At 55.7% G+C, this 20949-nt stretch carries 15 protein-coding genes; 10 read left to right on the plus strand and 5 right to left on the minus strand.

What is annotated here, in order from left to right:
• Nucleotides 1-11: 11 nt before the first annotated feature.
• From grxC to BJF95_RS21940, 3 genes are read left to right on the plus strand one after another with little or no spacing between them, the layout of a single operon-like run.
• The gene (gene grxC, locus BJF95_RS21930; RefSeq protein ID WP_075641586.1) at nt 12-266 is read left to right on the plus strand and encodes a glutaredoxin 3; all 255 of its coding nucleotides are present in this window, start codon (nt 12-14) and stop codon (nt 264-266) included.
• A 9-nt stretch (nt 267-275) separates the two neighbouring features.
• Complete coding sequence (locus tag BJF95_RS21935; RefSeq protein ID WP_075641587.1) at nt 276-1133, plus strand: carbon-nitrogen hydrolase family protein; 858 nt, start codon at nt 276-278, stop codon at nt 1131-1133.
• On the plus strand, nt 1130-1558 hold the full coding sequence (locus BJF95_RS21940) for a DUF1178 family protein (RefSeq protein ID WP_075641588.1): 429 nt from the start codon (nt 1130-1132) through the stop codon (nt 1556-1558). Before BJF95_RS21935 ends, BJF95_RS21940 begins: the two co-directional genes overlap by 4 nt.
• A 17-nt stretch (nt 1559-1575) precedes the next feature.
• On the opposite strand, the gene BJF95_RS21945 is transcribed toward BJF95_RS21940, so the two are convergent.
• Both BJF95_RS21945 and ubiG read right to left on the minus strand, forming a co-directional pair.
• Nucleotides 1576-2124 carry a DUF924 family protein gene (locus BJF95_RS21945; RefSeq protein WP_075641589.1) on the minus strand — a complete coding sequence of 183 codons (549 nt, stop codon included), beginning with the start codon at nt 2122-2124 and terminating at the stop codon, nt 1576-1578.
• Entirely contained in the window at nt 2121-2879 is a 759-nt protein-coding gene (gene ubiG, locus BJF95_RS21950) for a bifunctional 2-polyprenyl-6-hydroxyphenol methylase/3-demethylubiquinol 3-O-methyltransferase UbiG (RefSeq protein ID WP_075641590.1), read from the minus strand. Before ubiG ends, BJF95_RS21945 begins: the two co-directional genes overlap by 4 nt.
• A 395-nt stretch (nt 2880-3274) precedes the next feature.
• Here ubiG and BJF95_RS21955 point away from each other — a divergent pair, with 395 nt between their 5' ends.
• The gene (locus tag BJF95_RS21955) at nt 3275-4030 is read left to right on the plus strand and encodes an SH3 domain-containing protein (RefSeq protein ID WP_075641591.1); all 756 of its coding nucleotides are present in this window, start codon (nt 3275-3277) and stop codon (nt 4028-4030) included.
• A gap of 207 nt (nt 4031-4237) precedes the next feature.
• Here BJF95_RS21955 and BJF95_RS21960 read toward each other — a convergent pair whose 3' ends face one another.
• Both BJF95_RS21960 and mprF read right to left on the minus strand, forming a co-directional pair.
• The gene (locus BJF95_RS21960) at nt 4238-5623 is read right to left on the minus strand and encodes a virulence factor family protein (RefSeq protein ID WP_075641592.1); all 1386 of its coding nucleotides are present in this window, start codon (nt 5621-5623) and stop codon (nt 4238-4240) included.
• A complete protein-coding gene (gene mprF / locus BJF95_RS21965; RefSeq protein WP_075641593.1) occupies nt 5620-8232 on the minus strand; it encodes a bifunctional lysylphosphatidylglycerol flippase/synthetase MprF in 2613 nt (870 codons plus the stop codon). The genes BJF95_RS21960 and mprF overlap by 4 nt, the downstream gene beginning before the upstream one ends.
• 296 nt (nt 8233-8528) lie before the next feature.
• On the opposite strand from mprF, the gene BJF95_RS21970 reads away from it, so the two are divergent.
• The 6 genes from BJF95_RS21970 (at nt 8529) to clpB (ending at nt 18445) form a co-directional block, all read left to right on the plus strand.
• Nucleotides 8529-9803, plus strand: coding sequence for an aspartate kinase (locus BJF95_RS21970; protein ID WP_075641655.1), 1275 nt, complete (start codon nt 8529-8531; stop codon nt 9801-9803).
• Between the two features lie 85 nt (nt 9804-9888).
• On the plus strand, nt 9889-12153 hold the full coding sequence (ptsP, locus tag BJF95_RS21975) for a phosphoenolpyruvate--protein phosphotransferase (RefSeq protein WP_075641594.1): 2265 nt from the start codon (nt 9889-9891) through the stop codon (nt 12151-12153).
• Nucleotides 12154-12281: 128 nt separating this feature from the next.
• The gene (gene prfA, locus BJF95_RS21980; RefSeq protein WP_075641595.1) at nt 12282-13364 is read left to right on the plus strand and encodes a peptide chain release factor 1; all 1083 of its coding nucleotides are present in this window, start codon (nt 12282-12284) and stop codon (nt 13362-13364) included.
• Entirely contained in the window at nt 13361-14245 is an 885-nt protein-coding gene (gene prmC, locus BJF95_RS21985; RefSeq protein WP_075641596.1) for a peptide chain release factor N(5)-glutamine methyltransferase, read from the plus strand. The genes prfA and prmC overlap by 4 nt, the downstream gene beginning before the upstream one ends.
• Nucleotides 14246-14628: 383 nt before the next feature.
• Nucleotides 14629-15507, plus strand: a complete 879-nt coding sequence (locus tag BJF95_RS21990; RefSeq protein WP_075641597.1) for a DUF4167 domain-containing protein — start codon at nt 14629-14631, stop codon at nt 15505-15507.
• Between the two features lie 334 nt (nt 15508-15841).
• Nucleotides 15842-18445: an ATP-dependent chaperone ClpB gene (clpB, locus tag BJF95_RS21995; protein WP_075641598.1), complete on the plus strand. Its 2604-nt coding sequence runs from the start codon at nt 15842-15844 to the stop codon at nt 18443-18445.
• Nucleotides 18446-18504: 59 nt separating this feature from the next.
• Here the strand turns inward: clpB and BJF95_RS22000 are convergent, their stop codons facing one another.
• Nucleotides 18505-20454, minus strand: coding sequence for a M23 family metallopeptidase (locus BJF95_RS22000; protein ID WP_075641599.1), 1950 nt, complete (start codon nt 20452-20454; stop codon nt 18505-18507).
• Between the last annotated feature and the right edge of the window lie 495 nt (nt 20455-20949).

The following is a 20949-nucleotide window of genomic DNA, read 5'->3' on the forward strand; positions in this document are numbered from 1 at the left end:
CCGGAGACGACATGGCGTCCGTGACAATTTATACGCGACAGGGATGTGGCTATTGCAGCCGCGCCAAATCGCTTTTGACATCCAAGGGTGTGGACTTCACCGAAATTGACGCGACGGGCAATCCGGCTTTGCGCCAAGAAATGATGGACAAATCCGGCGGCACCACCTTTCCGCAGATTTTTATCAACGGCCAGCATATTGGCGGCTGTGATGATCTGTATGCTCTGGACCGGGCTGAGAAGCTTGATCCGATGTTGGCAAATTAAGGATTGGTCATGACCATCAAAGTTGCAGCGCTGCAAATGTGCTCCGGCATGGACCCGGAAAAGAATGCCGCGACCATGGTCAAGCTTGCAAGGCAGGCAGCGGCAGACGGTGCGACTTACGTGCAGACACCGGAAATGACCGGGGCTTTGATGCGTGATCGCGACGCCCTGCGCGCCATGCTGCGCGACGAAGACACAGACCTGATTGCGGCAACTGCCGCTGATCTGGCCAAAGAGCTGAACATTCACGTCCATGTTGGCTCCACCGCCATTGCCCGCCCGGATGGCAAAATTGCCAATCGTGGCTTTGTGTTTGGGCCGAATGGCAAACGAATCTGCACCTATGACAAGATCCACATGTTTGACGTGGATCTCGACAATGGCGAGAGCTGGCGTGAAAGCGCTGCCTATGAGCCGGGCAAGGATGCCCGCGTTGTTGACCTGCCCTTTGGTAAGCTGGGCTTTGCCATTTGCTACGATGTGCGCTTTCCATCGCTGTTTCGCACCGAGGCCATGGCAGGCGCTGAGATCCTGACTGTGCCTGCCGCCTTTACCCGCCAGACCGGCGAAGCCCATTGGCACGTTCTGCTGCGGGCGCGAGCCATTGAAAATGGTGCCTTTGTGATTGCGGCGGCACAAGCCGGTCTGCATGAAGACGGTCGCGAAACCTATGGCCACTCGTTGATCATTGACCCCTGGGGCCGGGTTTTGGCAGAAGGAGCGGGCGAGGGCGAGGCTGTGGTGATGGCTGAAATTGATCTCGATGTGGTGAAAGCATCACGGGCAAAAATTCCCAATCTGAAGAATGGCCGTGATTTCAATCTCGATATTCTGCCTGCACTTGCCAAAGGGGGGATGACGGTTTGATCCGCTATTCGCTGATTTGCGATCATGGTCATGAATTTGAAGGCTGGTTTTCTGAAAGTGCCGATTTTGACCGGCAAAAGGAAAGCGGCTTTCTGACCTGTCCGGTCTGTGCGTCGGCTTCGATTTCCAAAACCCTGATGGCTCCGTCTGTGGCAACCGCCAGAAAGAAGGAAGAAGGCCAGAAGCTGGTGTTTGATCAGGTGCAGAAAGAAGCGTTTATCAAGCTCAAAGAAGCCGTTGCTGCCGTGAAAGCCAATAGTGAAGATGTTGGTGAACGCTTTCCTGAGGAAGCCCGCAAGATCCACTATGGCGAAAGCGAAGCCCGTGGCATCATCGGCAATGCCTCACCAGATGAAGTGCATGCCTTGATTGATGAGGGCATTGACGTGGCCCCGCTGCCGGTTCTGCCGGATGATGTGAATTGATCGATGAGCGCCGGGTATCAGCCCTTGAAGCCGCCTTCATCCAGATAGGACTGTTCTGCTCGTGTGGTCGTGCGCCCCAGCGCGATGTTGCGGTGGGGAAAGCGGCCAAACCGTCTGATGATGTCCCGATGCAAGATCGCAAATTTCAGCGTTTCTTCGTCGCCGGTTGCGTCAAAAAGGGCTTGGAAAAGCCGCATGGAGGTCTCTTGATCGGCAAGAGCTTCCGAGTGCTCATAGGGCAGATAGAAAAACAACCTCAGGCTTGTCTCACACTGCTGATCAAAGCCTTCAGCAATGCCGTCTTCAGCGATACGGCGCGCCAGGCTGTCGGTGGCATAGCTGTGGGCGCTGTTGCGAAAGATATTGCGCGGCACCTGATCGAGCAAAATCAGCAGAGCCAGCGTGCCTTGCGCACTCGCCCGCCAATCATTCAATTCGCCTCGCGCGGCCGCAAAATGCAGCCGCCCAAGCATTTTTTCGACCTTCGCATCAAAGGCATCGTCCTTGCTGAACCATTTTTCTGGCCCGGCGTCCTGCCAGAAGGCAATGATATCTTGCGCTCTCATGCGTTTTGGCTGTTGGGACGGCGTGTCAGCATCATGTAATTGACATCCGTGTCAGACGAGAGGTTCCACTGGTTCAGGAAGGGGTTGAAAAACACCCCGACTTTTTCCGAGACTTCCATACCGGCCCCGAGAATTGGCTTTTCCAGCTCTTCCGGGCGCACCAGCTTTTCATATTGATGGGTGCCGCGCGGTAGCCAGCGCAGAATATATTCGCAGGCACCAATGGCAAGCGCGCGGGCCTTGAGGGTGCGGTTGATGGTTGAGATCAACATCAGCCCGCCGGGGCGCACCATGGAGGCACAGGTCGAGATGAAATAGTCGACATCGGCAACGTGCTCCACCACTTCCATGTTGAGCACCACATCAAATGTTTCGCCATTGGCAGTCAGTTCTTCTGCGGTGATGGCGCGATAATCGACAGCAACGCCGGTTTGGGCCGCATGGGTGCTGGCAATGCCAATGTTTTTGGGCGATGCATCGGCACCCAGCACCTCGGCACCCATGCGAGCGATCGGCTCGGACAAAAGCCCGCCGCCGCAGCCGATATCCAGCACGCGCAGACCGGCCAAAGGCTGGTGGGCGCGCGGGTCACGGCCGTAATGTTCCGAAACCTTGTCGCGGATATAGGCAAGCCGCACAGGGTTGATCTTATGCAAGGGTTTGAATTTGCCGGTTGGGTCCCACCATTCGGCGGCCATTGCGGAAAAGCGGTCAACTTCTGCCTGATCAATTGTGGTTTTGGCGGCGTCACTCATCGCAGGTCTCCTGAATTTCTACAGCGCCGTGCGCCATATATGTGCACCAAGGTTCACTGTAGCTCTATAAGTATTGCATGATTCTCTAAATCGATTCCGGTTTGGAGAATGATGCAGTAGACCGTGAGGTCGGACGAAGCAGGGCTAAAGTCAAGGGTTTGACATTGCGATCACGTTTTTTCTCGGCAGATGCTTCCATCTGTCCCACCTGAGGCACCGTAAAAGCGGCGTAAACCTGCCAGCAGCCACAAAAAAGCCTGTCGATGTTGTTTCAGTATTTCATATAATGCAAAAGCTGAACCGCCGGGAACAACTATCCGTCACGGACGTTTACAAGCGATTGTCATAAAAAGACAAGAAAAGCCAAGGTCAGGGACGGCCACGGAGCACATGGAATGAAACGAGTTTACCTATCTGCATTTGCGGGGTTGATGGCTGTTGCAGCGCCGGCAATGGCCGAGGCGGCACAAGCGATCTCAACCGCAAATGTGAATTTGCGCGCTGGCCCCAGCACGCAATATCCGCCGGTTCTGGTGGTGCCAGCCGGAAACAGGGTTGAAATTTTTGGTTGCCTGTCATCGGCCAATTGGTGCGATGTGGGCTATGCGGGCTATCGCGGCTGGATTTCCGGCAGCTATCTCCAGACCCAATATTCCAGCCGCCGGATTTATGTTGATCCGGATTATTATGGTCGCCTGGGCATTCCGACCGTGACTTTCCGTGTCGATCAATATTGGGATCGCAATTATCGCGGTCGCGATTTCTACCGTGACCGGGATCGTTGGCGCCGTGCCCCGCCACCACCGCCGGTCTGGCACCGCGACGGTCCACCGCCAAGGTTCTCAGATGATCGCGGCCCAGACATGGATCGACGCGATATGGATCGGCCGGACATGGGTAGGAGAGACATGGATCGGCGCGACCAGGAGAGGTGGCGCATGGACCGGCGTGACGGCATGGAACGGCCGAACGATCGCTTTGATAGACGTCCTGATGATGGTCGCCCCGGTGGCCCACCACCTCCGCCACCGCCACCAGACCGCAATGATGGTGACCGAAGAGGCCCCCGCGATATGAACCGTCCGGGTCCTGACGGTGGTCGTCCTATTCCGACCTGTGGCCCAGGCGACGTCTCGTGCATCGAGCGATAAAGCATGTCGCGTTTTATTGTTCTCAATAAAACGATAACGTCCATGCGACACAATAAGAGATAAAGCCTGTCGCAGTGAATCCATTCACTGCGACAGGCTTTAGGATCTATGACGGGAAATAGAATTCCGTTTTCCCTTAACAATGAAATAGAAAAGGGCCGCTTTAAAGCGGCCCTTTTGCTGTATGGATCGACATCTTTCGTCAGATCAGTCGAGCTTCTTGGTCTTCAATCGGTCCAGCAAAATCTTTGAAAGCGCATCGTAATCGCCGTCGAAGTGATGGCCACCATCCAGCTTGACGATGTCAACCTTGGTTGGATCAAGGGTGTGGCAACCGTCATCGTCAATGTCCTCAATGCCGTAGATGCATTGCACCAGACCTGCGGGCATTTTCGCCACCTGCTTGGTCGGGTCACCGCCCTTGCCTGCGCCCTTTGCACCCAGCCAGCCGGTGACCGAGATCTCAAAATCCGAGGCATGCGACATGGACAGAAGCGAAACCAGACTGATCTTGGCCTTCACATTGGCGGGCAGCAAGTTGTAGACGGGGGGGGTAATGTCTGCACCAAATGAAAAGCCGACCAGCATGACGTGCTTGACTTTCCACCGCTTGGTGAAGGTGTTGATAACACGAACCAGGTCGTCGGCGGTTTCCTGCGGTTTGCGCTCTGACCAGAAATAGCGCAACGAGTCGATGCCCACGACCGGCAGGCCTTCATCCTGAAAATTGGTGCCGATCTCGCTGTCAATATCGCGCCAGCCACCATCGCCGGAATAAATGATGGCCAGCGTGTCGAATTTTGGCTTGTCGACGGGCAACAGTGTGAGCGGCAGACCCAGTGGCTCTGCCTCTTTGGCCGTTGCGGCAATCATGTCGTCAATGCCATTTGACAGACTTGTGTAAGCATCTTTCTGGGTATCGCTGACATCAATATCGGGATGGTCTTTCAACAGTTCAGCCACATGGGCGCGCCCGGCTGGATCCGCTGTGGTGGAAAAGCGAACCGTGGCTGGATCAGGCAGATCGCCATCGGTCAGGCCATAGACAATACCGCCATCTTTGACCACCTTGTTGGCGGGTGTGCAAAACTGCTCTGGCAAGGGAATGACGTCGCCGGGATCAACCGCCAGCGTTTCACCAATGGTGGCATTGGGCGTTTGCGCCAAAATGGCCAATGCCAGGGTGCCTCCTTCGCCAACGCCCGCAACAAGCGGCAGGACATAGTCGTTTGAGCCCGTCTGGCGCTGGATCTGATGCGACAGGTCTTCAATATCCGAAACGGTGTAGATGCAATTGTCCTCGTCGGTGGAGGCTTTGTAATCCGCTTCCAGCGATTTCAGATATTTGGGCGTATCAATGCCGACAACGATAGAGCCATTGCTGCGCAAACGCTCGCCTTCCGCCTTCATCTTGTCGCTCCAGCCATCCTTGTCGGATAACAAGAACACAATGGATTTTGGCTTGCCATCCGGCATGGCAATCACCGGATCGGGGATTGTGCCGGTTTCATATTTTGCCTGTTGTGCTTGTGCTGTTTGCAGCAAGGCCACGGTTGCCAGACCGAAGGCGAGAAGTGTTGTTGTTATTCTCATTTCTTTACCACGCCTTTCAGGCCGCCACCAATCAGAAGAGTTGCATCCAAAAGGGCAATCACCGGGCTTAACCCGCCGGATACGGCGAGATAGCGTGGTTGCCACTCCGGGTGAAACTTGGATTTGAACGCACGAAGCCCCTTGAAATTATAGAAGCGCTCTCCATGCTCGTAAAATGTGTTGGCAATACGATCCCAGACCGGGGCAACATCGCGGCGCGAAAGGCCGGACAGCGGTGCCATGCCGAGATTGAAATGCCGGTAGCCCTCGCCACGCAGATGGGTGAGCAGGCTGACAAACAGATAGTCCATGGACCCTTTGGGAGCCTCGGGCGAAAATCGCATCAGGTCAATGGAGGCGTCGGCCTTGGTATCTGTCACCATGATATTGGCAAAGGCGACAATTCTGCCTTCAAACCGCAACACAATGACAGGCTGGCTGAGGATATAATTATCGGTGAAGGCACCGAGCGAAAAGCCTTTTTCCTTGGCACGGTGCTGGGCAAGCCAGCCGTTTGAGACGTCGCGCAAATCCTCCAGAATGGCAGGCACGCCTTCTGTCGGGATGATTTCAAAGCTGAGGCCATCGCGTTCAGCCTTGGTGGCGGATTGCCGCAAATTGGCCCATTTGCCACCCTTGAGGTCAAATCGGGAGAGGTCCACTTCGGCAAGTTCGCCCAGCTTGAAGGCTTGCAGCCCTGCATCGGCAATGGCGGGCAAAAGGGCAGGCGAGGCTTGGTAGAAAACCGCACGGCAACCTGCCGTTCGCGCTTCTTCCACAAATTGCCAGACCAGTTCATCGCGGGCTTTCTTGGGGCCAACCGGGTCCAGAAACGCGATCCAGGAGCGGCCCTGCTTGCCATACATCAAAAATGCCTTGCCATCGGGCGAAAACATGATGGCCTTATCGCCGGTGCGTACCAGATTGCTATCGGCCACGTCATGGCTGTTGACGATCACGGCGGCCTTGTCAATCTCTTCGCGGCTGGAGGGGGTAACCGCCGGGGCTGCCGGTCGCAGCATGCTGAAAACGGCGAGCGCTGAGGAGAAAATTGTCAAGCCAAGCATGGCGCGCAAGGAGCGCGGCGCTTCTTCCGAGAACTCGAATTCCCACCACAGCGAGCGGCTGTAATCGACATCACGATAGACGAAAAACAGGATGAAGAAGGCGCAGATACAAATCAGCGCAATGGCCATCAACCAGGGTGAGGTCAGCACCTGACGAAACAGCGAGGCTGGACGCACAAACAGGCGCTTGCTGCCAAACAGGCCAATCAGCAGCACGGCCAGCGCCGACGCCTCAAAAACAGCAAACGCCTTGAGGAGAGACAGGATCAGGCCAATGGATGCACCGACCACCGCCGCCCACCATGCGCCATCGAGCCGCTGCACTAGGCCGCGTGCCGCAATCACCAGAAACAGGCCGATAATGCTTGATAGGAAATGCGCACTCTCCATGATCGAGAGCGGCACGATGCCTTCGAGCATTTCCAGATTGCGCTCCGGTGTGGGCGTCACGCTGGAAAAAATCAGCATTGCCCCGAGAATGAAGGTCAGGGCACCCAGCAATGCCGGTGAAATGCGGGCGGCGGTGCGCCCAACGCCCGCCAGCGCCGGTGTTTTGGAAAAATGCCTCAGCTCGGTGATGGTCACCAGAATAATGGCAAGGATCAGCGGCAGCACATAATAAATCAGGCGATAGACCACCAGCGATGCCAACACGGCGTCAATATTGGTGGTTGGGCCAAGGGCTGCAATGATAATGGTTTCAAACACGCCGATGCCGCCGGGCACATGGCTGGCCACGCCAATGCCGATGGCAATGGAATAAATCGCAAAAAACGCAGGCCAGGAAATGGCCGCCTGTGTGGGCAAAAGCGCGTAAACAACCGAGCAGGAAAAAGCCAAATCGGCAACAGTGATGATGAACTGGCGCGACAGCGTTGGCGTGTCAGCAAGGCTCAGCGTCACACCTGCAAAGGTGAGGCTGCGGCGTTGGCCGATGATGATCAGAACGGCAAAGCCTACCAGAATGGCAATCGCAATGGTGCGCAGCCAAAACGGGGTGATGTCCAGAAGCGGTGCGATTTCCGATGACATCGGAATGAGCGACAGCGCTGTGATGACGGCAAGGCCGAGCATGAAAGACAGGGACACAAAGGCGACAATGCGCCCGATTTCGTCAGGGGCGAGGCCTGCGCGCGAATAGGCGCGGTAGCGAATGGCACCACCAGACAACATGCCAAAGCCTGCAGCATTGCCAACGGCATAGGCGCTGAAGGCGGTGAGGGCCACTTCTGCCGCCGGGCGCTTGCGACCAATGAACTCCAGAGCGTTCCAGTCATAGATACAGAGCGTGCCAAAGCTCAAGGCTGTAAACAGGATCGCCAGCGCGATCTGATCGTAGCCGGTATGCGCCACAGCAGCCACGACATCATCATAGCTGACTTCTTCGGTCAGCCGGTAGATGGCATAGGCAACCGCTGCAAAAACGATCAGGGTAAAAATCGCAGCCAAAGGCCGCCCCAGGTTTGACAGTGCAGCGCGCCACCCCGAAGTGGATGGCCCTTCGGCGCTCTCCTCGGTTTCGGCGTTTATCTTGGCTGCCATGCAACTCTCCCACTCTTCGGCCTGTTCATTCCATTTGCTTTCGAGAAGCGTTTTTTTATGCGCTCGTCAAGGCAAAGTATTATGTCCTATGCCATCTTGCTGAATTGTAGCTGAAGGCCTTACAGTAAAAAGATGACAAAAGCGTTTGTGTTGTCCTGTCTGTCGGGCTTTGTGAACTTGTCGTTGCGTCGCAACGCCGAATTGGATAAAAGCCCGCCAGCCGTCTTATAAAAACGGCAGAAAAATGATTTAGCCGAAATTTGCGGCGTATTGATGAGGTCGAGACGGTCAAGGCCATGGCACGCATTGTGATGAAATTCGGCGGGACATCCGTCGCCAATCTGGAACGCATTCACAACGTGGCACGACATGTGAAACGTGAAGTTGATGCCGGTCATGAAGTTGCTGTGGTGGTTTCGGCCATGTCCGGCAAGACCAATGAACTGGTGGATTGGGTGCAGAACATGCCCAAGGTGGCAGGTGCTGATTCGCCCTTCTACGACGCACGCGAATATGATGCCATTGTTGCATCCGGTGAGCAGGTTACCTCTGGTCTTTTGGCCATTGCGCTGCAATCGCTCGGCATCAACGCCCGCTCTTGGCAGGGATGGCAGATTGCCATCAAGACCGACAATGCCCATGGCGCGGCCCGCATCCAAGAAATTGACGGCTCCGACATCGTGCGCCGCATGGGCGAGGGGCAGGTGGCCGTTGTGGCTGGTTTTCAGGGCATTGGCCCGGATAATCGCATTGCCACCCTTGGCCGCGGCGGCTCTGATACGTCCGCGGTTGCCATTGCCGCAGCCGTCAAGGCCGATCGTTGCGACATTTATACCGATGTGGATGGCGTCTACACCACGGACCCGCGCATCGAGCCAAAGGCACGCCGCCTGAAAAAGGTGGCCTTTGAAGAAATGCTGGAAATGGCATCGCTTGGTGCCAAGGTGTTGCAGGTCCGCTCGGTGGAGCTGGCCATGGTCCATAAAGTGCGCATGTTTGTGCGCTCAAGCTTTGAAGATCCCGATGCGCCGGGCATGGGCGATCTGCTGAACCCGCCCGGAACGTTGATTTGCGATGAGGAAGAGATCGTGGAACAGGAAGTTGTAACCGGCATTGCCTATGCCAAGGATGAAGCCCAGATTTCGCTGCGTCGTTTGGCCGACCGTCCGGGTGTTTCGGCCGCCATTTTTGGCCCGATGGCCGAATCACATATCAATGTCGACATGATCGTTCAGAATATTTCTGAAGACGGCTCCAAGACCGATATGACCTTTACCGTGCCCTCTGGCGATATCGACAAGGCGCTTGCCGTGCTTGGCGATAACAAGGAAAAAATCGGCTTTGACGTTATTCAGAGCGAAAAAGGTCTGGTGAAAGTGTCGGTTATCGGCATCGGCATGCGCAGTCATGCGGGTGTTGCCGCAACAGCCTTCAAGGCGCTGGCGGAAAAAGGCATCAACATCAAGGCGATCACCACCTCCGAGATCAAGATTTCCATTCTGATCGATGGCCCCTATGCCGAGTTGGCGGTTCGCACTTTGCATTCCTGCTACGGTCTCGATAAGAGTTGATCATCGGGCAAGAATTTGCCACCTATACTGATCATGACCGCCGGCATTGCGTCGGCGGATTGTTTATATCGGGAGCACACACGCGATGAGAGACCTTTCTGCAGGTCCACGCGTCCTTCTCAAACGGCTTCGCGAAATTATGGCGGAGCCTCTTGAGCCACAGGAACGTCTTGACCGTATCGTTCGCCAGATTGCGAGCAACATGGTCGCCGAGGTGTGTTCCGTTTATGTGTTGCGATCGGATGGCGTGCTGGAATTGTACGCCACCGAAGGCCTTAACCCTGATGCGGTGCATCTGGCCCAGTTGAAAATGGGGCAAGGTCTGGTCGGCACCATTGCAGCTTCCGCCCAACCGCTCAATCTGTCTGATGCACAGGCACACCCTGCATTTCGCTATCTGCCTGAAACCGGTGAAGAAGTTTATAATTCGTTCCTCGGCGTGCCTATTTTGCGCGCTGGCCGCAGTCTTGGCGTTCTTGTTGTGCAGAATAAAGCGCAACGGAATTATCGGGAAGACGAGCTTGAAGCGCTGGAAACAACAGCCATGGTGTTGGCTGAAATGATTGCCACGGGCGATTTGAAAAAAATCACCAGACCCGGTCTGGAACTGGACCTGACGCGATCGGTCACCATTGATGGTGATAGCTATAGCGAAGGCATTGGCCTTGGCCATGTTGTGCTGCATGAGCCGCGCATTGTCGTGACCAATCTGCTCAACGAAGACACGGATACCGAAATTCAGCGCATGGCCGAAGCGCTGGGCTCGCTGCGAATCTCCATTGATGACATGTTGTCACGCCGCGAAATTGCCATGGAAGGTGAGCACCGCGAGGTGCTGGAAACCTATCGCATGTTTGCCCATGATCAGGGCTGGGTGCGGCGCATGGAAGAGGCGATTCGCAATGGTTTGACGGCGGAAGCCGCCGTTGAAAAAGTGCAAAGCGATACCAAGGCGCGGATGATGCGCCTGACAGACCCTTACATCCGTGAACGGATGCATGATTTTGACGATCTGGCCAATCGCCTGTTGCGCCAGCTGACCGGTTTTTCCGGGCGAGGTTCCGAATCCTTTCCGCCCGATGCGGTGATTTTTGCCCGCGCCATGGGTGCCGCCGAATTGCTGGATTATCCGCGTCAGAACATTCGCGGTCTGGTGCTGGAAGAAGGTGCCGTCACCAGCCATGTGGTGATCGTGGCACGCGCCATGGGCATTGCCGTGGTGGGTCAGGCCGCTGGCGTGGTTGCTCTGGCCGAAAATGGCGATGCCGTGATCATTGATGGCGATGATGGTCAGGTGCATTTGCGCCCCATGGCCGATCTGGTGGTTGCCTATGAAGAAAAGGTCAAGCTGCGGGCGCGCAGACAAGAACAGTTCCGGGCGCTGCGCGATGTCGAGCCGCTCAGCAAGGATGGCCAGCGCATCAAGCTGCAGATGAATGCCGGCTTGATGGTCGATTTGCCGCAATTGGTAGAATCGGGCGCGGAGGGCATTGGTCTGTTTCGCACCGAATTGCAGTTTATGATTGCCTCGACCATGCCCAAGGCCGAGGAGCAGGAAGGCCTGTATCGCAATGTGCTGAAACAGGCCAAGGGTGCGCCTGTTACCTTCCGCACGCTCGATATTGGTGGCGATAAGGTTTTGCCCTATTTCCGCAATCATGAAGAGGAAAACCCGGCGCTTGGCTGGCGGGCAATTCGTTTGTCGCTGGACCGTCCCGGCCTGTTGCGCACCCAGATGCGGGCGCTTTTAAAGGCGGCGGCTGGCGGCGAATTGAAAATGATGCTGCCGATGATCACCGAAGTGGCGGAAATTCGCCTGGCAAGAGAGCTGCTGCAAAAGGAAGTGCAGCATCTTTCCAAATTCGGCCACGGCTTGCCGCGCCGCCTGCAATTCGGGGTGATGCTCGAAGTGCCCGCTTTGATGTGGCAGTTGGACGAGCTGATGCAGCAGGTGGATTTTGTGTCTGTCGGCTCCAATGACCTGTTCCAGTTTTCCATGGCGGTGGATCGCGGCAATGCGCGGGTTTCTGATCGGTTTGATATTCTGGGTCGGCCCTTCCTGCGCATCTTGCGCGATATTGTTCGGGCTGCCGACCGTCATGATACGCCGGTGACGTTGTGCGGTGAAATGGCGGGCAAGCCTTTGTCGTCCATGGCGCTGTTTGGCCTCGGCTATCGCTCGGTTTCCATGTCGCCCACGGCGATTGGCCCGGTGAAGGCCATGCTGTTGCAACTGGATGTGGGCGCATTGTCGACACAGCTGAATGCCTTGCTGGATGAGGTCAATCCGAGCGAATCGACCCGCAGCTTTTTGATGCGGTTTGCCGAAGAAAACGGCGTGCCGATCTGAGCGAAGGATGTGAAAACCTGATGCACTCTATGCCGGTGGCATCAGGCAGAATTTTTGTTTCGACATGATGGCGTTGCAAACCGTGACATGCGCGGTTTGCGCATCATGCTTTAGAATTGGGGTGAAGGGTGGCGAAGCTTCCTGTTGATAAAATGCGTGAACTTGAGCGCCGATTTGGTGAGATCGAGGCCCGCATGTCTGCGGGGCCTGCGGCGGATGTTTACGTGAAGCTGGCCTCGGAATATTCCGAATTGCAGCCGGTGGTCAAAGCCATTCGCGAACATGGGCAGGCTGAGCGCGAAGCTGATGATCTCAAAGCGCTGCTCAATGACAAGACGACCGACCGCGACATGCGCGATCTGGCCGAAATGGAATTGCCGGAGGTGGAAGAACGGCTGGAGGCTTTGGAGAAAGAAATCCAGATTCAGCTGCTGCCCAAGGATGCCGCCGACGAAAAAAGCGCCATTCTGGAAATTCGCGCAGGCACTGGCGGCTCGGAAGCAGCCCTCTTTGCCGGTGATTTGTTTCGCATGTATGAGCGCTTTGCCAGCGGCAAAGGCTGGAAGGTCGAGGTTCTATCGGCAAGTGAGGGTGATGCGGGCGGCTTCAAGGAAATTATTGCCACCGTGTCTGGCCGTGGGGTGTTTTCCAAGTTGAAATTCGAATCGGGTGTGCATCGCGTTCAGCGCGTGCCGGATACCGAAACGCAAGGCCGGATTCACACCTCGGCAGCAACGGTTGCGGTTTTGCCGGAAGCAGAAGACATCGATATTGAAGTGCGCCCCGAAGATATTCGTATCGATACCATGCGCTCGTCCGGTGCTGGCGGCCAGCACGTCAACACCACCGATTCGGCGGTGCGCATTACCCATCTGCCCACCGGTCTTGTGGTGACCAGTTCTGAAAAGTCGCAGCATCAAAACCGCGCCAAGGCCATGCAGGTGTTGCGGTCGCGGCTTTTCGACATGGAACGCCAGCGCGCCGATAATGAGCGCTCTGCCGATCGCAAAAGTCAGGTCGGCTCCGGTGACCGCTCTGAGCGCATTCGCACCTATAATTTCCCGCAAGGTCGAGTCACGGATCATCGTATCAATCTGACGCTCTACAAGCTCGACCGCATGATGATGGGCGAAATTGATGAAGTCGTCGATGCGCTGATCAATGATTATCAAGCGGGCCAGCTGGCCCAGCTTGGTGAAAATGTCGGATGAGTGCGCCTTTGACGTTGCGCGAGGTAATTTTGGCGGCAAGACGGCGCTTTTCTGAGGCGCAGATTGACAATGCGGCAACGGATGCACGGGTGCTGATTGCCGGATTGCTGGGCCTGTCGATGACTGATCTTGTCGTCGATGATGGGCGAATTGTCACCGAGGAAGAGGGTGCGTTGATTGAGGCTGCGGTGCAGCGACGCCTCAATCATGAGCCGGTTCATCGCATTTTGGGCAAGCGCGAATTTTACGGCCTGGATCTTGCCCTTTCGCCTGCAACATTGGAGCCGCGCCCGGATACGGAAATTCTGGTGGAGGGGCTTTTGCCCTATCTGCAGGCGATGGTAGAGGCCAAAGGCACTGCGCGTTTTTTGGATATGGGCACCGGCACGGGGGCGATTGCGCTTGCCCTTTTGGGCGAATGTCCCGGCACGGCAGCTTTAGCCACCGATATTTCCAGTGAAGCTCTTAAGACTGCGGAGAATAACGCTGCGCTGCACGGACTGGACGGGCGGTTTCACACGCTGCGCAGCGACTGGTTTGACGAGGTGCAGGCAAAATTTGACATGATCGTGTCAAATCCACCCTATATTACCAGTCAGGTTGTCAGTGAACTGGAGCCGGAGGTCAGGCTGTTTGACCCCCTTGCGGCCCTGGACGGTGGTGCCGACGGTTTGGACGCGTATCGCGTGATTGCAAAGGGTGCCGGCGCGCATCTGGAGCCTGACGGCATCGTTGGGCTGGAGATTGGCTTTGATCAAAAAGACAGCGTCACCGCACTGTTTTTAAGCAACGGGTTTTTGTTGCTTGAGGCGAAATGCGACCATGGTGGCCAGGATCGTGTGTTGATATTCCGTCTCAAACCATCGATCGCGCACAGATAAGAACAGGCTTATTGCCCTTTGAAAAGAGGGAGTTATACTCGGTTTTTGCGGTGCAACAGTCACACCTTCAAGGAAGTTTATTTTCGGCAAAGAAAAGGCTTGGTTTTCGCAAAGAAGCGAGATAGGTTGCGGGCACACACTGGGCAGCAGGAAACGAACTAAGATTCGTTTGGGTCTGGGTCGACTTCAAACATTATTCTCCTTGGAGACGTTTGCAGCGCGAAGTGATCTCGGTGCGTGGATCAGATAATTTAATGTTCACCAGCGGCAGAATGGTGCGATGGCGCAATAGGCACCGTGGCACGTGCAGCCTGAGCTCGGATTATACACGAGCAGGCCGTGTCGCCCTCATATCAGCAAGACAGAAATCAGGTGAGTAATCGATGAGGCCAGGACAGCAGAACAAGCGCAGTCGGGGGCGTAGCAGTGGCGGCGGTGGCAGCAACGGCAACAATAATAATTTTAATCGTAAAGGCGGAAACCCGCTGACACGCAGCTATGACAGCTCTGGTCCGGATGTTAAAATTCGTGGTACCGCGCAGCATATTGCTGAGAAATACATGACCCTTGCCCGTGATGCGCAAAGCTCCGGTGACCGGGTTATGGCTGAAAATTATTTGCAGCACGCAGAACATTATAATCGCATTATTGCATCGGCACAGGCCCAGATGCAGGAGCGCGTTCAGCGCGATGACCGCGATTACAATGATCGCGAAATGGTTGATACGGATAACGACAGCGACAATGATAGCGACGGCGATGATCAGGACATGATCATGGAGCGCGGCCCGCACAACGCGCCAGAGCAGCAACCTCGCCAGCAACGTCCGCAGCATCAGCCACGGCCGCAGCATCCGTCGCGCCAAAGACCCCAAGTTCAGGCCCATGGCGATGCTCAACCTCAGTTGGAGCGCCAGCCCCAGCCGGAGCGCCAATCTCAGCCGGAACGCCAATCTCAGCCGGAACGTCAGTCCCAGCCTGAGCGTCAACCACGGCCTCAGCGTCAGCCTGACGTGGAAATTGCCGGTAGCGGTCCACAGCCGATTATTGAAAATACGCCGGTTGAAGCAACTGTTGCCGCCGAAGAAGTGGCGCAGCAGGCGGAAGCTGGCAAGAAGGAACGCGCCGCACCGCGCCGTCGCGCAGCTGCTGCTCGCCCGCGTCGTCCGCGCCGCACAGATGGCGACACCTCGGCAGATGCTGGCGATGCCGGTTCTGATGCGGGTGAAGCGCCAACATTGGCAACAGTGACCTCTGAATAAGCCCGCTTTCTGGCAGGCATGATGATTTTAAACGGCGCGGCCTGTCTATCGACACGCCGCGCCGCTTGTTTTTTGGCCTCTTTGCTGCACGATGCGCCTCTCAAACCAGCGGCAAAGCCGGTTAATTGGCGACAATTGCGCTTGGTCAATCGGCCACGTAAATTTTGCGCTAGAGTGCTCTTTAAAGGGGAAAACCCACTCCCCATATCAAGGCCAATGGATTGAAGAAAAGCCATTCTATTGGTTTCGATCTAAGGACCTGCCTTGATAAGGGGGTCTATCCTCAACAACCGGACTGTGCCGCTTCGGGCGGTCTGGAAAACGGAGAGCGACGATGAACATTGAAAAATATTCCGAGCGCGTGCGCGGCTTTTTGCAGTCCGCCCAAACCAATGCCCTCTCTGAGGGACATCAGCAATTTACCCCGGAACATGTGCTGAAAGTGCTGCTGGATGACGAGCAGGGCATGGCCTCGTCTCTGATCACGCGGGCTGGCGGCGATGCGAAAGAAGTGCGTCTGGCCAATGATGTGGCTCTTGGCAAATTACCAAAAGTTTCTGGTGGCAACGGACAGGTCTATCTGTCTCAGCCGCTGGCCAAAGTGTTCACCACGGCGGAAGACGCCGCCAAAAAGGCTGGCGACAGCTTTGTCACCGTTGAGCGCTTGCTGCTGGCTTTGGCCATAGAGACATCTGCATCCACCTCCGCCAGCCTGAAAAAGGGCGGTGTGACCGCCAATGCGCTGAACCAGGTGATCAACGATGTTCGCAAAGGCCGCACGGCTGACAGTGCCAACGCCGAACAGGGCTTTGATGCGCTGAAGAAATACGCGCGCGATTTGACCGAAGAGGCCCGCGAAGGCCGCCTCGACCCGGTGATTGGCCGCGATGATGAAATTCGTCGCACCATTCAGGTACTTTCGCGCCGCACCAAGAACAATCCCGTGCTGATTGGTGAGCCGGGCGTGGGTAAAACCGCGATTGCCGAAGGCTTGGCACTGCGCATTGTCAACGGCGACGTGCCGGAAAGCCTGAAAGACAAAAGATTGATGGCGCTCGATATGGGTGCGTTGATTGCCGGTGCCAAATATCGCGGTGAATTTGAAGAGCGCTTGAAGGCGGTTTTGAACGAAGTTCAGTCCGAAAACGGCGACATCATTCTGTTTATCGATGAAATGCACACACTTGTAGGTGCCGGCAAAGCCGATGGCGCAATGGATGCGTCCAATTTGCTCAAGCCCGCCCTTGCCCGTGGTGAGTTGCATTGCGTTGGTGCGACGACGCTGGATGAATACCGCAAGCACGTGGAAAAAGATCCAGCCCTTGCCCGGCGGTTTCAGCCGGTGATGGTGGACGAGCCAACGGTGGAAGACACCATCTCGATCCTGCGCGGATTGAAGGAAAAATACGAGCAGCACCACAAGGTCCGCATCTCGGATTCGGCTCTGGTGGCGGCAGCAACCCTTTCAAACCGCTATATCACCGACCGCTTCTTGCCCGATAAGGCCATCGACCTGATGGACGAGGCCGCATCGCGCCTGAGAATGCAGGTGGATTCCAAGCCGGAAGAGCTGGATGAACTGGATCGCCGCATCATGCAGCTGAAGATCGAGCGCGAAGCCCTGAAAAGGGAAACGGACGCCTCCTCGATTGATCGTTTGGCCAAGCTGGAAACCGAGCTTGCCTCGATTGAAGAAGAAGCGGATGCGCTGACGGCCCGCTGGCAGTCGGAAAAGCAAAAGCTTGGCCTTGCTGCTGATCTGAAACGTCAATTGGATGAAGCCCGCAATGAACTGGCGATTGCCCAGCGTCAAGGCGAGTTTCAGCGCGCCGGTGAGTTGGCTTACGGCTTTATTCCGGATCTGGAAAAGAAGCTTGTTGAGGCGGAAGCGCAGGACAGTTCCGGCCATGCCAGCATGGTGCAGGAAGTGGTGACGCCAGACAACATCGCTCATATCGTGTCCCGCTGGACCGGCATTCCTGTCGATCGGATGTTGGAGGGCGAGCGCGACAAGCTGTTGCGGATGGAAGACGAGTTGGCCAAATCGGTGGTCGGGCAGGGTGATGCCGTGCAGGCGGTATCGCGTGCGGTGCGCCGCGCCCGTGCTGGCCTTCAAGATCCAAACCGGCCGATTGGCTCGTTCATTTTCTTGGGGCCAACCGGCGTGGGCAAAACCGAGCTGACCAAGTCCTTGGCACGCTTCTTGTTTGACGACGAGAGCGCCATGGTGCGGCTGGACATGTCGGAATATATGGAGAAGCACTCCGTTGCGCGGCTGATCGGGGCACCTCCAGGCTATGTCGGCTACGAGGAAGGTGGCGCGCTGACGGAATCTGTGCGGCGCAAGCCTTATCAGGTCATCCTGTTCGACGAGATCGAAAAGGCCCATCCCGATGTGTTCAACGTGTTGTTGCAGGTGCTGGATGATGGTCGCCTGACCGATGGCCAGGGCCGTACGGTGGACTTCAAGAACACAATCATCATCATGACCTCCAACCTGGGCGCAGATTATCTGACCAGTGTGGGCGAAAATGACGATATCGAGAGTGTCCGCGAACAGGTGATGGATGTCGTGAAAGCGTCGTTCCGGCCTGAGTTCCTCAACCGTGTGGACGAGATCATCCTGTTCCATCGCCTGCGCCGCAGCGAGATGGGCACGATTGTCGACATTCAGATGCGCAGGCTTGTCACGCTTCTGTCTGAGCGCAAGATCACCATTGATCTGGAACCCGATGCCCGCAATTGGCTGGCCGATAAAGGCTATGATCCGATTTACGGTGCGCGGCCATTGAAGCGCGTGATTCAGAAATATCTGCAAGACCCTCTGGCCGAGCAGATTTTGGCAGGCCATGTGCTGGATGGAGCTGCGGTCAAAATCACAGCAGGTTCTGACCGGCTGTTGATTTCAGCGGCGAAACCATTGGAGCAGGCTGCATAAGCCTGCGCTAACCCAAGACATGAAAACGGCGGCCCTAGGCCGCCGTTTTTTATGATAGTTCAATTGTTTGCGGCAAGCTGCCGATTTTTTTCGTCACTCGACAGCAAATCATCGATGCGTTTGCGCTCAGCCTCAAAGCTGGCGAGCAACTTGCCATCAAGAGATTTTCCATCTGGCAGACGCACTTTCATGGGGTCTACCTTGGTGCCATTGACGATAATTTCGTAATGAAGGTGTGGCCCGGTCGATTCGCCGGTGGTGCCAACCCAGCCAATGACCTGACCTTGTTTGATCTTGGCACCCGCAACAACGCCTTTGGCAATCGCGCTTTGGTGATTGTAGGAGCTCTCGTAGCCATTGGGGTGACGGATAATGGTTTGATTGCCATAGCCGCCGGAATCCCAGCCAGCTTTCTCCACGACACCACTGCCAGCTGCAACAATTGGCGATCCTGACGGCGCGCCCCAATCGACACCGGTGTGCATTCGTGCAAAGCCAAGAATGGGGTGACGGCGCATGCCGAACCCGGAGCGGAACACACCATTTGGCACGGGATTGCGCAGCAGGAACTGGCGATTGGTTTTGCCGTTTTGGTCGTAATAGTCCACGGAGCCGTCCGTGGGATCTTGAAAACGGTAGAGTGCAGTTGTCGTTTCGCCAAACCGGGCGCGAAGGAACAGCAATTCGGAGTCTGCGCTCGCTTTGCCGCTTTCATCGGCGGCAGAATAAAACGCCTCAATACCGTCACTGGGCTTGAGGGGGGACTGCAAATCAAACCCGCTGGCAAGCAGCCGCACAACTTGCGCCGTCAAACTTTTGCCCATGCCATTGGAGAGTGCTGCGCGGTAAATGCCATCATAAATGCTTGGTGTATCGCGGCCACTGGTGATGGCCGGACTGTTTTCATCAAATGCGGTGGCGACGGCATCCAGCATGGGCGGGGCATCTCCCTCCACCAGTTGCCCCTTGTCATCCACCGCCATGGTAACAAGGTGCTTACCATCGCGATAAGCACTGAAGCGCACAACGCGCGCCTGTTCACCGCGCTGAATAATGCCGATTCGCAAGACATCGCCTGCTTTGAGATTGGGGGAGTCGAGTTTTTCACTCAAACTGTCGGCAATCGCCTGTGCCTTGGCCGAAGGATAGCCGGAACTTGTCAATGCGGCGTTGATTGATTGCTCGCGACGGATCGGAATAATGTCGTCGGCATATTGTTCCGTTTCAGGCGTCACAGGGTCGGGAGCTGCAACGGAGAGGTTTTGCTCGACAACGCGCGCCTCCAACCCCGGGTTCATATCCAGATCGCCTTCGGTATCGGCAAAACGCTGAGGATCAACATAATAAAGGGCCGAAACTTGGGATGTTCCTTCTGTGAGCAAGGAACCATTGGAGCGGACGTTTTCTTCGACCTCATCCGAACTCATGCCGGGTGCCAACTTGAATCCCAACTGCGACGTTGGAAAAGGAACCGTTTTTAAACTGACCTCAGAATCCACGTTTGACCCATAGATCGTGCCAGTCCGCGGGGTAACGGTCGCATCATCACTGCCAAAAATCGTCAGGGGATCGAAAGGAGGATAGCTTTCCTGCGTGGGTAAGCCTGAGGATATCAACATGCGGAGATGCGTGAACGGCTGACGCTTGATAACGTCCTTGTCACCCACCCGGCTCATGGTTGACACATTCAACACAGAACGACTGGCGGCCTTCGAGGATATGACGTTGTTAATCAGCCGACCACCGCGCTGAACACCTTGTGAACTATCGGTATCGCGCAACTTCATATCACTCAGCGCGTAGGCCTCGGCGGGTATGGCCAATTGCTGACGACCATCAAGAGCAGCAAAAAGCGCAACCCCCATCAACACAGACGAGGTGATGCCGGTCAGAAATGTTCCGGTAAGCCAGCGGAGCGAGATTTCACGACGATCAGGAACACGCCAGCCATCTGCCAAAAGAGGCGGCTCTGTTCCAAGAAGGCGGGTAAGGTTGTTGTCAGACGTCATATCAGCCGTACCAACTCCGTCTGTACCCGTCGCAATGCTGTTGTTGCGGCCCTATTCCGATCTGAGAGGTCATTTTTACCATATATAAACATCTGCCCGCTTGCGCGCCATCTGTCAAACCCGCATTGAATTGGAAACGGAATTATCCGGCAAATGCCAACTCGGATATCCTCTCTGTCAGATCTCCCAGAGCATGCGAATATGAACATTCGGTGGCAGGAGAACGCTAAATCCTCTTAATTAGGCAGTGCGCGCGACATTTTTTAAGCAGCCTGGATAGGATTTGTGCAAATCAGAACGCGTTTATTCGCTGAATGGCTGGACATTTCATCCATCTTCACGAAAATGAATTCTAATTTTCTCGAATAAAATCGGTAAGTTATCTAAAATATGATAATTTTATAACGGTGAGCGTTGACTTGTTGGTTTTGTGGGCTTAGAAACCGCCTCACAGCAGACGGGGCGGCGGCGCGAGAGCGGCGAGCGGCTTTGTTG

Origin of the sequence: Rhizobium oryziradicis (genome assembly GCF_001939045.1) — a bacterium.
GTDB classification, from domain to species: Bacteria; Pseudomonadota; Alphaproteobacteria; order Rhizobiales; family Rhizobiaceae; genus Allorhizobium; species Allorhizobium oryziradicis.

Excerpts from the sequence above, each read along its gene's own strand:
- BJF95_RS21960 (WP_075641592.1), bottom strand. The coding sequence starts at position 5,623 with ATGAGAATAACAACAACACTTCTCGCCTTCGGTCTGGCAACCGTGGCC.
- ubiG (WP_075641590.1), bottom strand. The coding sequence starts at position 2,879 with ATGAGTGACGCCGCCAAAACCACAATTGATCAGGCAGAAGTTGACCGC.
- clpB (WP_075641598.1), top strand. The coding sequence starts at position 15,842 with ATGAACATTGAAAAATATTCCGAGCGCGTGCGCGGCTTTTTGCAGTCC.
- grxC (WP_075641586.1), top strand. The coding sequence starts at position 12 with ATGGCGTCCGTGACAATTTATACGCGACAGGGATGTGGCTATTGCAGC.
- BJF95_RS21955 (WP_075641591.1), top strand. The coding sequence starts at position 3,275 with ATGAAACGAGTTTACCTATCTGCATTTGCGGGGTTGATGGCTGTTGCA.
- BJF95_RS21970 (WP_075641655.1), top strand. The coding sequence starts at position 8,529 with ATGGCACGCATTGTGATGAAATTCGGCGGGACATCCGTCGCCAATCTG.
- prmC (WP_075641596.1), top strand. The coding sequence starts at position 13,361 with ATGAGTGCGCCTTTGACGTTGCGCGAGGTAATTTTGGCGGCAAGACGG.
- BJF95_RS21935 (WP_075641587.1), top strand. The coding sequence starts at position 276 with ATGACCATCAAAGTTGCAGCGCTGCAAATGTGCTCCGGCATGGACCCG.
- mprF (WP_075641593.1), bottom strand. The coding sequence starts at position 8,232 with ATGGCAGCCAAGATAAACGCCGAAACCGAGGAGAGCGCCGAAGGGCCA.
- BJF95_RS21945 (WP_075641589.1), bottom strand. The coding sequence starts at position 2,124 with ATGAGAGCGCAAGATATCATTGCCTTCTGGCAGGACGCCGGGCCAGAA.
- ptsP (WP_075641594.1), top strand. The coding sequence starts at position 9,889 with ATGAGAGACCTTTCTGCAGGTCCACGCGTCCTTCTCAAACGGCTTCGC.
- BJF95_RS21990 (WP_075641597.1), top strand. The coding sequence starts at position 14,629 with ATGAGGCCAGGACAGCAGAACAAGCGCAGTCGGGGGCGTAGCAGTGGC.
- BJF95_RS22000 (WP_075641599.1), bottom strand. The coding sequence starts at position 20,454 with ATGACGTCTGACAACAACCTTACCCGCCTTCTTGGAACAGAGCCGCCT.